The following is a 13,786-nucleotide window of genomic DNA, read 5'->3' on the forward strand; positions in this document are numbered from 1 at the left end:
GCTGGAAAAAACTCGCTAGGTTAGCCGAGGATCGCGTTCGCGACGAACAGCAGCGGGATCGAACCGAGCCACACCGCCGTCGTGATGCCTGACCAGCCCTTGAGCGCTGCAATGCCTTCAAGGCCGGAGAAGCGGGTGACAACCCAGAAGTAGGAGTCGTTGAAGTAGCTGAACACCATCGAACCGGCAGTGCAGGCCATGGCCGCAACGATTGGGTCGATGCCCAGCGTGGTGACCAGTGGTGCTGTCACGGAGGCTGCGGTAATCATGGCGACAGTGCCCGAACCCTGCGCAATGCGAACCAGGGTGGCCACCAGGAACGGCACCAGGAAGGCTGGCAGCGGTGTACCGGCGATAGCCTCGGCGAGGGCGTCGCCCACACCCGAGCTACGCAGCACCTGGCCGAGTGCTCCACCGGCACCGGTAATGAGGAGAATCAGACCGGCCGAGGCAGCTGCCTCAGCAAACCAGCCCTGCACCTTCGAACGCGGGGTCCACCGGGGCAGCAACACGTAGACGGCAAGGATGACACCGATCACGAGCGCGACCACCGGGTTACCGATGAATGCCAAGGGGGCAGCCCAGGACGACGGCGTGTACTCGCCGGTGCCTACTACGCCCTGGTTTTCCTGGTCGATTGCGCCACTGACGGTGTTGAGGATGATGAGCAGCAGTGGCACCAGCAGCGGCAGCGACCCGACAAATGCGCCAACCTTGTGGGGCTTGGCATCAGCAGGAGGCGTGCCGAGCACGCGGTTGTCGACGTCGAGGTTTGACGCGTCACTGTCATCAGCACCGCCGTCGTGATCGGCAACAGCGATACCGCCGCTACGATGTCCGGTCTGTGCGTGCACCGTACCGTACACGGCTTCGCGGACTTCCTGGCTTATGGAGGGTTCAATCTTCGGCCCGATCCACTTGGCGTAGAAGATCACGATCGGCAGCAGGAGGACGGTGAAGATGAGACCTACCAGAATCAGCGCACCCAGGTCAGCTCCAAGAATGCCAGCGACCGCCAACGGGCCGGGCGTGGGCGGGACCAGGTGGTGGGTCAGCGTCATGCCACAGCCGAGGGCCAAAGCGAGGGTAATATACCCGGCGCGCTTGACCCGGGCGATGGACCGCGCGAGCGGGTTCATGATCACATAGCCGGAGTCGCAGAACACCGGGATGGACACGAGTGCGCCCACACTTCCCATTGCCCAGGGCTCCCGCCCCTTGCCGAAAAGCTTCAGGAAGGCCAGAGCCAACGAATTGGCAGCCCCAGAAACCTCGAGGATCTTGCCGATGACTACGCCCAGGCCAATCACAATACCGATCGATGCCAGGGTGTTGCCGAAGCCCGTCGTAATCGACGAGACAATTTCCAGTGGCGCCTGCCCGGCAACCAAACCGGTCACCAGCGCCGCAATCAAGAGTGCTACAAACGCATCGAGCCGGGTCCTCAGCACCAAAACAATAATGGTGGCAATACCCAGAACAAGCGCCAAAAGAAGTTGTATATCCACGTACTGCTCCTTGGTCACTGAGCAGGCCTCGTTGCCATCTCAGGGGGTTCACACCGGCCTGGTCGGTACTTTGACGGGCACTGTGCTGCCTGTCACACTAGCAGAAGACATATGACATCTGACAAGTGCCAGTGACGAACACCCAGTGATGAAAGTGCGGTCTCGTGATACTCGAAGAAGAGTTGCTCAACGGCTACCCGACTGTTCAGGCCATCGCGCCGGAGGTGATCGCAACGGCCGTCCAGGCCTCCGGACGGATCCTGGTGGTCCTCGACGACGACCCCACCGGCACCCAATCCGTCGCCGATCTGCCGGTCCTCACCTCCTGGGAGCCGAGCGACTTCGAGTGGGCCTTCGCCCAGCGCATCGGCGGCGCACCGGCACCGGCGGTCTACGTCCTCACCAACACACGTAGCCTCGACCCCGCCACCACCGCGTCGCGCAACCGGGAGATCGTCACCAACTCCCTCGACGCCGCCACTGCGGCTGGAGTCACCATCGGGTTCGTCAGCCGAAGCGATTCCACGCTCCGCGGCCACTTCCCTCTGGAGACCGACGTCATCGCCGAGACCCTGCTGTCCTCGACCGGCGCGCAGACTGACGGCGTCGTCATGGTTCCCGCCTTTCCCGACGCCGGCCGCGTCACCATCGGCAGCGTCCACTACCTGCGCGGGAACGACGGCGCGCTCACCCCCGTTGCCGATACCGAGTTCGCCAAGGACGCCACCTTCGGGTTCACGTCCTCTGACCTCGGCGATTACGTGGCGGAGAAGACCGGCGGGTCTGCGGAGGCCGTGATCCGGCTGGACCTCTCGATCATCCGCGGTGGCGCGCAGGGCATTGCCGATGCCCTTGATGTGGCGTCCGACGCCGTCCCGATAGTGGTCGACGCTGTCACCGAGGACGATCTCCGCGCCCTGGCCCTGGGCCTCGAGGAAGCCGAAAGCCGCGGCAAGAAGTTGCTCTACCGGGTAGGCCCCCCGTTTGTCCGGGCCCGGATTGGCCAGCGCGAACGCCCGCCGCTGACGGCTGACGAAGTGTTCGCTGGCCTCGACGCACCGGAATCCGGCGGCCTGATTGTCGTGGGCTCCCACGTGGGACTGACCACCCGACAGTTGGATGCGCTCGTGGCACGACGCCCCGAGGCCCGGCTCGTGGAGCTCGACGTCGAAGCCGTCCTCGATCCCGCACGCCGGGATACTGGAGTCGCCGAAGCGGTGCGCGCCGTCGTCGACGGCCTCCCCACCGGCGAAGTCATCCTACACACCAGCCGCACCCTGATCCGGTCCGATGATCCGGAGCAAAGCCTCGACATTGCGCGGACCATTTCGCAGGCAGTGGTCGACGTCGTCCGCTCCACCATCGCGACGGCGCCCGTCCGCTTTGTCATCGCCAAGGGCGGCATCACCTCCTCGGACGTCGCCGCCCACGGGCTATCTATCCGCCATGCACTGGTGCGCGGACCGATGCTCCCCGGCATCGTCTCCCTCTGGCAGCCAGCCGACGGGCCTGCGCGCTCCATCCCGTTCGTGGTGTTCGCCGGCAACGTCGGCACCGACGACTCCCTCGCCGACGTGGTGGACATCCTCCGCTCCCCCGTGACTACTGCCGCTGCAATGACGGGTGCCTCCCATGAGCGCTAATTTTGATCCCGCGAAGGTCGCGGTTCTGGGTCTCGGCGCCATGGGCCTGCCGATGGCGACCCGCCTGGCCGGCGCCTTCACCGTTACTGGCTACGACCCGATGCCAGCATCGCGGGAAAAGGCCGAGAAGACCGGGCTCAGCTGCGCCTCGACCGCCGCTGACGCCGTCAGCGGTGCCGGGCTGGCGCTGCTCGCAGTCCGCGACGCAGGCCAGGTCGAGGGCGTCCTCTTCGGCAAGGACGGTATTGCGCCGGCGCTGTCAGCGGGCGCCGTCGTAGTGATGACCAGCACCGTGGGGATGGACGCCGTCGGCTCCTGGACCGGGCGGCTCGGCGAACTGGGCGTGGCTTTGGTCGACGCTCCCCTGTCCGGCGGGCCGGTGCGGGCCGGGGACGGTGACCTGCTGATCGTGGTGGGTGCCGAACCGGCCGCGCTGGAGATAGCCCGACCCGTGCTGGAACGTCTTGCTTCGACGCTGACCGTGGTGGGCAACAAGGCCGGTGACGGTCAGGCCATGAAGACGGTGAACCAGCTGCTCTGCGGCGTGCATATCGCCGCAGCGGCCGAGGCACTGGCTCTAGCCGACGCGCTCGGACTGGACCAGCGGCTGGCGCTGGCCGCGCTGGAGACCGGGGCGGCGTCGTCGTTCATGCTCTCCAACCGCGGGCCACGGATGATCGAGGGGTACGACGCCGACGCCGACGTGCTGAGCCGGCTGGACATCTTCGTCAAGGATCTCGGCATTGTGGGCAAGGCCACGCGGAGCGCCGGGCTCGCCGCGCCCGTGGCTGCGGCAGCCGAACAGCTGTTCCTCCTCGGCCAGACGCAGGGCATGGGCACCGCCGACGACTCGGCAGTGATCAAGGTGGTCGCACCGCAGCGGCGCACTGCTAAGGCAGACACAGCTAGAAGGGACACCGCTTTAATGGACGCCCTAGGAGGAGACACCGATGACACGGAAACCACTCGCTGAATCGGTGTTCGATGACCTCCTGGAACGGATCATCGACGGCACCTACCCACCCGGCGCAACACTCCCCCCGGAAAACGACCTGGCCGCATCCCTCGACGTGAGCCGGCTGACGGTGCGCGAGGCGCTCAAGCAACTGCAGGCGCAACACATCGTGCAGATCAAACGTGGTCTTGGCACCTATGTGAACCCCGCGGCCCAGTGGACCGATCTCCAGGCCATCGTCAGGTACGCGTCGACCACCGCCGACTCCCCCGACATCTCGCTGCGCCTCCTGGAAATCCGTCGAATGGTGGAAACGGGTGCCGCCGAGCTGGCCGCCCTGCACGCCACCGACGAAGACATCGCGCGGATGGAAGAAGCCAACCTTGCGCTGCAGGCAGCCCACGAGGCGAAGGACCTCGACGCCGTCACCGCCACGGACATCGCGTTCCACGAGGCGATCTTCCGCGCCTCGGCTAACCCCTTTGTGCCAGTGATCCTCGGACCGCTCAGCCACCTGCTGTATGCGATGCGGCGCGAAACGTCGTCGTTCCACGAGGTGCAGCAGCACGCCATCGCGCATCACTCGCTGGTGCTGGAGGCGATCCGCACCCGCAACCCCGAGGTCGCACGCAAAGCGATGCAGGCCCACATCAACCAGACGTACGACGACTACGAGCACTTCATTCACCCAGAAAAACAACAGCAGGAGATCCAGTGACCTTTCCGATTGAACGCACAGCAGTCCTCACCGGTGCAGCCTCGGCCCGCGGCATCGGCCGCGCTACAGCCGACCGACTGGCCCGCGACGGCTGGTCCATCGCCATCCTCGACATCGACGGGGTGGCCGCGAAAGAAGCTGCCGGCGATATTGCCCAGCGCCACGGCGTGCAGACGGTCGGCGTCGCCGCGGACGTGTCCGACGAGGACTCGGTCGACGCTGCGATCGCCACTGTCGAGAGCTCGGTGCCGCCGATCGTCGCCGTCGTGAACCTGGCCGGGATCAGCTCCCCCACCGAGTTCATGCAGGAAACCAAGGCCGCCTGGGACCGGGTGTTCGCCGTGAACATGACCGGCACCTTCCTGGTCACGCAGCGCGCCCTACACGGGATGATCGAACGGAAACTTGGCCGCGTGGTCAGCATCTCCTCCATCTCGGCGCAGCGCGGCGGCGGCACCTACTCGAAGGTAGCCTACAGTGCGTCGAAGGCCGGCATCATCGGCTTCACTCGTGCGCTGGCCCGCGAAATGGGCGAGCACAACATCACCGTCAACGCCGTGTCTCCCGGCCCGGTGGACACCGACATCATGGGCGGCACCCTCACGGAGGAACGCAAGCAGGACATGTCCAAGGACATCCTGATGGGACGCGTCGGCACCGTCGATGACATCGCCGCCCTGATCTGCTTCCTGGTGGGCCCCGACGCCGGGTACATCACCGCCGCCACCTACGACATCAATGGTGGGCTGCAGATCTCCTAGCAGTTGATGAGGGGCGGACCCGTTTACGGGTCCGCGCCTTCCTCCATGAAGCACCCGCTAGTCCAGCAACCGCCGCCGGTTCCGTAGCTCCTTGATCCAACTCCCGGTCTTGGTGTCAGGGAAGGGCGACGCGCCGCCAGCTAGGTCATCGATCAGGGTCCGGGTCGCTGTGAGCGCAACTGCAAGCACACGATCTGCGGCCCGTTCCGGCAATCCTTGCTGAACCATCCACCCCAGCAGGTGTTTCCGGGAAATCCCTGTCCGTTTTCCCCCGACCGGCAACGCAAGGGACTTGTCACCGTAAACCACTGTTGAGGGGAGGTCGTACATCGGAGCAATAGAAACTCTCCCGTCTGCGCCTTCCACCACTGAGAGGTTCTTCGCGTGGAGATCCCCGTTTCCCGTCAACCAGGCAAACACCAGTTGGAGTGCCATGTTGCGGAGTGCAGGAAGCGGGGCATCGCACAGCGTCGTCAACCGGGTGCAGACCGTTTCATACGGGACGTCGTATTTGTCCGCCGGGTAGAGCCCTAGCACTTGGGTGCCATCCTCGACTGCCAGCCGGCGAAGCTCTCTCGCCTCTCCGGCGAGGCGGTCAAATCGTTCCACCAGGAGACCGGGACGACCTCCGGCGTCGTGCAAAAGCCGCACAGAACTCACTGGAAGCTTCAGTCGCCGGGCGTACGAGTACATCAGGAACTCGTTCTCCACTGCGTGCGCAAATTCAGGCGGATCGAGTTTGAGGATGAACCGTCGGCCGGACGATTCAACAGGGACGGTAATCATTCCCGCCGAGACCTTGTCCTGGACGCCCGCGAGGGCGCTCGGATCGATGCCAATACTCCCAAGTACTTCGTCAAAATCAAGGGGGGCCCGTGGATCGATCAGGACCGCGGCGGGGGTGTCAGCGGGGACCGACCCCGGCCTCACAATCTGCACATCACCTACCGGATCGCCGCCGACTGCGAGCAGCAGGGACAACTCATCGTCGGCTGAGGTCTTCACAGCCCGACGAAGGGATGTGAGGCGCCGACCCTCCGGGAGCAGCCCGGTAAAGAAGGGCGGAACAGACCCGCTGGCGGCGAATACCGGGTCGAATGCCAAGGGGAGCGTCGTCGCTACGGCGGGCCCGCGTGTCGCAAGGTACTCCGGGAGGTAGCCGAAGCGGGTGCCACCCTCATGGCGTTCCAGCCGTGCTGCGAGCACCCCCTGTTTGTAGACGTCCGCCCGCTGCCGATTCTGCTGGCCGGCGTCGGATGACCCCGTGGGTGTCATCATGGGTCGCGTACCGGTTCCTGCTGACCAGCGCCGCCGTGACGTGATGTCACCTCCAGGGTGAGGCCCAGGGTTCGCAGGACGGCCAAAACGGAATCAAGGCGGAGAGTCGCCTTTCCATGTTCGACGGATCGGATGAACCGTTCGGATACTCCGGAGAGATCGGCAAGGTCCGCCTGGGTAAGACGCTCGGCGACACGGCGTGTACGCACCCGTTGCGCCAGCCTTACCTCGAATCCCGAGTCCATGTCCATCCTTTCCGGCACGATCTTGCCGTTATGACATCAGTATGGTGCGTAGAATCGTTGTAATCAAGTATCGGGGGCTTAATTCGGCACGATCGCGCCGATCTCTATTCTAACGAGGGACAAATGGTCATTTTCCGTGCTCGGTAGGCCAAATCGGCACGATCGCACCTCTCCCGGGTGATGGTGACAATATTCCTCCATTGACCCACCTCGCGAGACCCCCTAGAATTTTATCCAATCAGCAGAAGTGTTATTCCACCATGTGAGATTCGATGATGGAATAAGTCATCGCTGGTCCGTATAACGAAGGGGTTCTACGACATGTCACTGCACACCAGCTCGACCTCAGCCGTTCTGGACGGCTGCCGCGGCACCTCGGTCTCCGAAGCAGACCGTCTCGACGCCAGCACCGACCGGTCCGGCTACGTTGCAGAGTCGGTGCCGGATGGGGTGGTTTTCGCGCGAACAACCGACGACGTCGTCACCACCCTGAAGCTTGCCGCCGCCCACCTCACGCCGATCGTGACCCGCGGGGCAGGTACCGGACTGGCCGCCGGTGCCTCTGCGCGGTCGGGAGAGATCGTCCTCGACGTGTCCCGGATGAACAAGATCCTGCGGATCGACCCGGTGGAGCAGCTCGCCGTCGTCGAGCCGGGCGTGCTGAACGCGGACCTGAACGCCGCCGCCGGCGAATACGGCCTATTCTACGCACCCGACCCCGCGAGCACTGCGATCTGCTCCATCGGCGGCAACGTGGCCACCAACGCGGGCGGGATGCGGTGTGCCAAGTACGGTGTCACCCGGGACGCGGTGCTGTCACTGAACGTGGTGCTCGCCGATGGCCGCCAACTCCGGACCGGCCGCGAAACCATGAAGGGCGTCTCCGGGTACGATCTCAATGCTCTGATCGTCGGCTCCGAGGGGACGCTCGGCGTCGTTACCGAAGCCACCCTGCGGCTCCGCCCGCTGCCGGTGGCGACGGCGACCGTCGCGGCGTTCTTCCCCGACTTCGCCACCGCAGCGGCGGCAGCATCCGCCGTCATTGCGTCACGGATCCAGCCTTCGATGCTGGAGCTGATCGACGGGCAGACGCTCGAGGCGATCGACATGGCGATGGGCACCACCTACCGTTCCCAGGGCGGAGCCTTCCTGCTGGGCCAGACCGACGGGTACGGCGCCCACCTCGAACAGGATGTGCTGATCGAGGCGATCAGGCCGTTCGCCACGTCGATTGAGAAAGCTGCCGACGACGAACACGCCGCTCAGCTAATCACCGCTCGCCGCGAAGCCATTCCCTGCCTGGAGAAGCTAGGCCGGGTGTCCATCGGTGACATCGGCGTGCCGCGGGGCAGACTCGCTGAGGTGGCCGTGGGGCTTGAGGAGATCACCCGACGCACCGGAGTTCGCATTTTCTCGGTGGTTCACGCCTCCGATGGGAACCTGCACCCGATGCTCGTCCTGAATCCTGAGGACTCGGTCACGGAGGGTCCGGCCAAGGTGGCACTCGGGGAGATGTTCTATCTGGCGAAGAGCCTCGGTGGGACCCTGACCGGCGAGCACGGCATCGGGCTCCTGAAGCGCGACTGGCTGCTGCCCGAACTCGGCGAGGTATCCCTCGACGTGATGCGGTCCATCAAGGACGCCCTCGACCCCCAGGGGATCCTCAACCCGGGCAAGGCCATCTAGCCCTCCCCGGGGGTGCCCGGCCTTGGGTGCCCCCACGGGGTGCCCGGCCGGCGCCAGAAAAGTGCCCGAGCCGCAGGAAAGTGGTTGCCCCACCACGATCCTGCACCTGCGGCACTTTTCCGCGACAACGGGTCGAGCCGACGATCTACGAAGGCGGGGCGGCGCCGTTCCCTCCGGGAGGTTCGACGGTCAGCCCGGACCGCTTGAGCAGCGCGTAGGTCTTCGGGTGCTGAGGCCTGAAGAACACCTCGTCGGGCGTGCCCTTTTCGACGATAATGCCCTGATCCATGACCACAATAATGTCCGCGATATCGCGCGCGAACTGCATCTCATGCGTGACGATCACCATCGTGGTGCCCTGAGCGGCAATGCGCTTGATCACCGTTAGAACCTCCTCCACGAGCTCCGGGTCCAGGGCGGACGTCGGCTCGTCGAACAGCATGACGCTCGGATCCATGGCGAGGGCTCGGGCAATCGCGACGCGCTGTTTCTGACCACCGGACAGTCGGGATGGATAGTTGTCCTTGCGATCGAGCAATCCAACCCGTTTCAGGTTTTCCAGTGCGTGCTCCTGCGCCTCGTTTTTGGACATTTTCTTGACGTCCTGCAGCGGCGCCATGACGTTCCCCAGAGCGGTCTTGTTCAGGAAAAGGTTGAACTGCTGGAAGACCATGCCGAGGTCAGTTCGCTTCTTCGCGGTAATCGACGCCTTTTCATCCTTCAGCTTCCCGTCCCGCTCCTCATAACCGACGAGGTGTCCGTTGACCAAAATCCGGCCGTCGTCGATAGTTTCCAGCTTGTTCATGCAGCGCAGGAGGGTGCTTTTGCCGGAGCCGCTGGACCCGAGGATGACCACTGTCTCGCCCTTGTGGACGTCAAGATCGACACCCTTCAGGACCTCGATCTTGTTGACCTCCCGCCGCTTCCCCTGGAGGCGCTGCAGCAGGCCGGGGGTTTTGGTCACAGTGAACGTTTTGTGGACATCCCGGACACTGACGATCACTTCCTCAGACATGGACCCTCGCTCTCTTCTCCAGTGCGCTCACAATGCGGGATAGCGGAAGGCTGATCAACAGGTAGAGCAGCGCGGCTGCCGTATAGATCTGTGTCGTCTCGAAGGTCTGGGCGTTGATGATGTTCGCCGTTTTCAGGATCTCGGTCACGGCGATGACCGAGGTCAGGGCCGTGTCCTTGACCATCGCGATGAAGTAGTTGCCAATTGGTCCCAGCGACACGATGAAGGATTGCGGGAGAACGACCTTCCACAGCGCTTTGCTCGGCGTGTAGCCCAGCGACAGCGCCGCTTCCGTCTGGCCTGCCTCGACGGACAGGATGGCCGAGCGGAACACCTCGGATAGGTAGGCCGCGTAGTTCAGGCCCAGGCCGAGGATCCCCGCGGGTATCGGATCAATATTCACGCCGATGGCCGGCAAGACGAAGAAGATGTACACCAGTTGCACGAGCAACGGCGTTCCCCTCATGATCTCGACGTAAACCAGTGCGATTCCCCGGAGGATCCTCGACTTCGAGATCCGCGCGAGAGCGAGCAGCAGCCCGAGGACGAGGGCCAGCACCATCGCCCCCAAGGCAAGCTGGATCACAATGGGCGAGGCTGCCAGGAGTCGTGGGAAGTAGCTGAGCGTGCCTTGGATGAAATCGATGGCCGGTTCTCCCTTTCAACTTGGGTGGAGCAATCAGGAACGGTCAGTCGACGGCGTTGCTTTCGGTCAGCCCGTATTTGGTCAGGATCTCCATGTATTCGGGTGAGGCTTTCAGCTCGGCGAGACCGGAGTTCAGTTCCTCCAGCAGCTGTGGATTGTCCTTCGGCACGGCCGCGCCGATCAGGCCCGGGAAGAAAGGCTCATACGGGTCCACGATCTTGATGGCATCGTTCGGGTTTTGCACCAGGCTATAGGCGACGACAGCGGCGTCGGTAAACACGACATCAACCTGCTTGTTCTCCACCGCCGTCAGCAGCGCTGCCTGCGAGTCAAAGTACTTGATCTCCTTCGGCTCAAGCGACTCTGCCAGCTCAATGAAGGTGGTGCCGGTCTGGACACCGATGACCGTGCCCTTGGCATCGTCACGGTTGGTCATGGTGGAATCGCCGGGCACCACCATGCCTTCACCTTGCTGGTACCAGGTGTCAGTGAAATTCACCTCTTCTTTGCGGACATCCGTGATGTACATGGCGTCGACGACGGCGTCGGCCTTGTCCGCCTGAATGGCCGGAATCAATGTGGCGAACTCGGAAACGAAGACCTCCACCTCCCAGCCCTTCTTCTCCGCAATCCAGTTGATCATTTCGCCGTCGATGCCCTGTAGCGCCCCGGCGTCGTCGGTAAACGAGAAGGGTGCATCATTCGAGGTGGCGATGGTGATCGTCTCGATGGCTTCGCCCTCCCCGCCCCCGGACTCGCCCTCACTGGATGACCCTCCCCCGCACGCTGCCAAGGTGAGGGCGATCCCGAGGGCCCCCGCTACGAACGATGCTCTAGTGTGCTTGCTGTTCATGCCTGCTCCTTGATTGATACTGCTTCGGTCTCAAATCGGGTGATGCGGAGGTCAGCGGTACGTTGGTGCGCTGCCATCTCCTCATAGGCGGAAATTTCGGACACCTGGGGTGCCAGGTCCATGGTCGCTGCACGCTCGATGCGCTGGAACGTCAGGGGTTTCAGGAACCGCGACACGGACAGGCCAGCCGAGGATCGTGCCCCACCACCGGTAGGTAGCACATGGTTGGTTCCGGTGATGCCCTTATCGGAATAGGCCACCGTTGACCATTCCCCCAGGAAGAGCGATCCGTAGTTGGTCAGGTTCTTCTGGAAGTAGTCGTCGTCGGCGGTGATGATCTCCAGATGCTCGGGTGCGAGGATATCCATGAGCTCGACGGCGGTGGCGTTGTTCTCGGTGACGTAAACCGTTCCGTAGTCCCGCCAGGCGGCCCCGGCGATATCCCGGGTGCTCAGGTCGATCAGCTGGCGATCAACCTCGGCGATGACTGCGACGGCGAGCTCCCGCGACGTCGTGACGAGTGCAGCAGGAGACTGCGGGCCGTGCTCGGCCTGCCCCAGCAGATCGGCGGCGACAATGACCGGGTCGGCGGTGTCATCGGCGATGATGGCGACCTCGGACGGACCTGCCAGCAGGTCCATGCCGACCCGACCGAAAAGCTGCCGCTTCGCCTCGGTGACATAGGCGTTGCCTGCACCGACGAGCATGTCCACTGGCTGTTCGCCGAGCAGCCCGAAGGCCATGCCGGCCAGTGCCTGAACGCCGCCGACGACGAACGCCCGGTCGACGCCCGATAAGTACGCCGAGTAGAACACTGCCGGATTACCAGCTGTCGACGAGGTCGGTGGTGAGCAGGCGATCACGGTGGGCACGCCAGCCGTTTTCGCCACACCGACAGTCATAAACGCACTGGCGAGGATAGGGAAGCGACCGGCGGGAAGGTACGCCCCGACCCGCTTCACCGGGATGTATCGCTGGCCAACGACCACCCCCGGCATCATCTCCGTTTCGAAGTCCTGCAAATGCTCGAGCTGCAGACCCGCAAACCTTTTGGTGCGTTCCGACCCTGCCTCGAGGGCTGCCCGTAGTTTGGGTTTCAGTGCGTCACCGGTCCGCCGGAGGGAGTCGGCGTCCATCTCGATGTCGCCGCCCGCCCAGCCGTCCAGGACTTGCGAGTACTCGGCGACGGCGTCGCGCCCACCTTTTTCGATGGTCGACAGCATCTCTGATACCGTCTCCACCACTTTGGGGAGTCGCTGTGCTGGTACTCCACCGATGGCGGCGCTCTTCAGACATTCGTATGATCCCGTAATGAAGGATGCGTAGTGCGCGTTGAGTTCCATTGGGCGAGCTTAGGACACGCTTTTGCATAGGGGAACCCTCCCTTTGCCGATAGAAGATATAGGGTTGCCCTATGACCTTGAATCAGTTGCGAGCCTTCCTCGCTGGCTACAGCTGCCGTTCCATCAGCGCCGCGGCGAGAGAATTGGGGATCAGTCAGGCATCGGCATCCGAGTTGATCTCGCGTCTCGAGGAGGAACTTGGGGTGTCGCTGTTCCTTCGCACCTCCAAAGGCCTCTCTCCGACGCCGGCCGCGGAGGAACTGCGCCCTCATGCCCTCGAATGCGTCAATTCAGCTCGACACGGAGTCGAAGCCGTGCGGGCGCTACAGACGCTGACCGGTGGCGTATCAACTTTTGGCGTTCTCCGATATGCCGCCAACTATGATCTCGCGGACCTTGTCGTCCAGTTCAACCAGAAGTATCCCGGTGTGAGAGTGCGCATGATCGGCTTGAATTCCCACGTCGTGGCCGCATCGGTAGCGAGCGGGGAAATCGAGTGCGGCCTCGTCGTGCTTCCGGTAGACAGCGACAACCTTCAAATTCGACATCTTGCGCGTGACGAGGTGCATTACATCTCATCGACCAGGCCCGCCGATGCTGGTCCGGTGAGCATTCAGGAGCTGGCCGCTGCAAAACTTGTTCTCTACGACGCGCACGCCGGATGGATGGATCCTACGCGCCGCCAGCTGCGGGACCGAGCCAATCTGGCAGGGCTTTCCATCGAGGCCCAGATGGAAGTCGAACATGCAGAGACGGCGTACAGCCTCGTGGCGGCCGGAGCAGGAGACTCGTTCATGGCCCGCGGCATCCTCAGTTCACTGCGTCGCCAGGACGACGTGCGGAGCTTCCCTTTCGCCGAGCCCCTCTTCGACACGATCGCCCTTATTCAACGTAAAAACGGCTACCTCTCACCCGCCACGCGTCGGTTCTCCGCCTTCGCGGAGCACGCCGTCGCCGCCCAGAGCGGGCTGACCAGCCTCGTTTAGCGATCCGCCCGCTGGAGCACGGCCCAAGCTTTCGCGTCGGGCTGAGTAAAGTGGCCGAGCCGCAGCCCCGAAGCCAGAAAAGTGGCCGAACTGCACTTTGGACCCCAAAAAAAGTGGGCTTGCCACAGGAAAGTGGTTGCCCAACCACG

General features: G+C 63.7%; 13 protein-coding genes. 6 read left to right on the plus strand and 7 right to left on the minus strand.

Features of this window, described 5'->3' with window-relative positions:
- Window positions 1-20: 20 nt before the first annotated feature.
- Window positions 21-1,508 (minus strand): GntP family permease, encoded by a 1,488-nt coding sequence (locus ACX80G_RS01240; protein ID WP_459305152.1) that lies wholly within the window; start codon window positions 1,506-1,508, stop codon window positions 21-23.
- A 164-nt stretch (window positions 1,509-1,672) separates the two neighbouring features.
- Between ACX80G_RS01240 and ACX80G_RS01245 the strand changes: the two genes are divergently transcribed.
- From ACX80G_RS01245 to ACX80G_RS01260, 4 genes are read left to right on the plus strand one after another with little or no spacing between them, the layout of a single operon-like run.
- A complete protein-coding gene (locus tag ACX80G_RS01245; RefSeq protein WP_459305153.1) occupies window positions 1,673-3,151 on the plus strand; it encodes a four-carbon acid sugar kinase family protein in 1,479 nt (492 codons plus the stop codon).
- Window positions 3,141-4,124 (plus strand): NAD(P)-dependent oxidoreductase, encoded by a 984-nt coding sequence (locus ACX80G_RS01250; protein ID WP_459305154.1) that lies wholly within the window; start codon window positions 3,141-3,143, stop codon window positions 4,122-4,124. Before ACX80G_RS01245 ends, ACX80G_RS01250 begins: the two co-directional genes overlap by 11 nt.
- On the plus strand, window positions 4,102-4,824 hold the full coding sequence (locus tag ACX80G_RS01255; RefSeq protein WP_459305155.1) for a FadR/GntR family transcriptional regulator: 723 nt from the start codon (window positions 4,102-4,104) through the stop codon (window positions 4,822-4,824). The genes ACX80G_RS01250 and ACX80G_RS01255 overlap by 23 nt, the downstream gene beginning before the upstream one ends.
- A complete protein-coding gene (locus tag ACX80G_RS01260; protein ID WP_459305156.1) occupies window positions 4,821-5,585 on the plus strand; it encodes an SDR family NAD(P)-dependent oxidoreductase in 765 nt (254 codons plus the stop codon). Before ACX80G_RS01255 ends, ACX80G_RS01260 begins: the two co-directional genes overlap by 4 nt.
- 57 nt (window positions 5,586-5,642) lie before the next feature.
- On the opposite strand, the gene ACX80G_RS01265 is transcribed toward ACX80G_RS01260, so the two are convergent.
- Together ACX80G_RS01265 and ACX80G_RS01270 are read right to left on the minus strand one after the other, a co-directional pair.
- Window positions 5,643-6,863 (minus strand): type II toxin-antitoxin system HipA family toxin, encoded by a 1,221-nt coding sequence (locus ACX80G_RS01265; RefSeq protein ID WP_459305157.1) that lies wholly within the window; start codon window positions 6,861-6,863, stop codon window positions 5,643-5,645.
- Complete coding sequence (locus ACX80G_RS01270) at window positions 6,860-7,108, minus strand: helix-turn-helix transcriptional regulator (protein ID WP_459305158.1); 249 nt, start codon at window positions 7,106-7,108, stop codon at window positions 6,860-6,862. The genes ACX80G_RS01265 and ACX80G_RS01270 overlap by 4 nt, the downstream gene beginning before the upstream one ends.
- A 321-nt stretch (window positions 7,109-7,429) precedes the next feature.
- Between ACX80G_RS01270 and ACX80G_RS01275 the strand changes: the two genes are divergently transcribed.
- Window positions 7,430-8,794 (plus strand): FAD-binding oxidoreductase, encoded by a 1,365-nt coding sequence (locus tag ACX80G_RS01275; RefSeq protein ID WP_459305159.1) that lies wholly within the window; start codon window positions 7,430-7,432, stop codon window positions 8,792-8,794.
- Window positions 8,795-8,939: 145 nt separating this feature from the next.
- Here the strand turns inward: ACX80G_RS01275 and ACX80G_RS01280 are convergent, their stop codons facing one another.
- The 4 genes from ACX80G_RS01280 to hisD are packed head-to-tail and all read right to left on the minus strand — an operon-like array spanning window position 8,940 to window position 12,651.
- A complete protein-coding gene (locus ACX80G_RS01280; protein WP_459305160.1) occupies window positions 8,940-9,809 on the minus strand; it encodes an amino acid ABC transporter ATP-binding protein in 870 nt (289 codons plus the stop codon).
- On the minus strand, window positions 9,802-10,455 hold the full coding sequence (locus ACX80G_RS01285; protein WP_459305346.1) for an amino acid ABC transporter permease: 654 nt from the start codon (window positions 10,453-10,455) through the stop codon (window positions 9,802-9,804). The genes ACX80G_RS01280 and ACX80G_RS01285 overlap by 8 nt, the downstream gene beginning before the upstream one ends.
- A gap of 43 nt (window positions 10,456-10,498) precedes the next feature.
- Window positions 10,499-11,308, minus strand: coding sequence for an ABC transporter substrate-binding protein (locus ACX80G_RS01290; protein WP_459305161.1), 810 nt, complete (start codon window positions 11,306-11,308; stop codon window positions 10,499-10,501).
- Window positions 11,305-12,651: a histidinol dehydrogenase gene (gene hisD / locus ACX80G_RS01295; RefSeq protein WP_459305162.1), complete on the minus strand. Its 1,347-nt coding sequence runs from the start codon at window positions 12,649-12,651 to the stop codon at window positions 11,305-11,307. The genes ACX80G_RS01290 and hisD overlap by 4 nt, the downstream gene beginning before the upstream one ends.
- Before the next feature lie 71 nt (window positions 12,652-12,722).
- On the opposite strand from hisD, the gene ACX80G_RS01300 reads away from it, so the two are divergent.
- Window positions 12,723-13,637, plus strand: coding sequence for a LysR family transcriptional regulator (locus tag ACX80G_RS01300; protein WP_459305163.1), 915 nt, complete (start codon window positions 12,723-12,725; stop codon window positions 13,635-13,637).
- Window positions 13,638-13,786 lie beyond the last annotated feature (149 nt).

This window comes from Arthrobacter glycogeni (assembly GCF_054510815.1).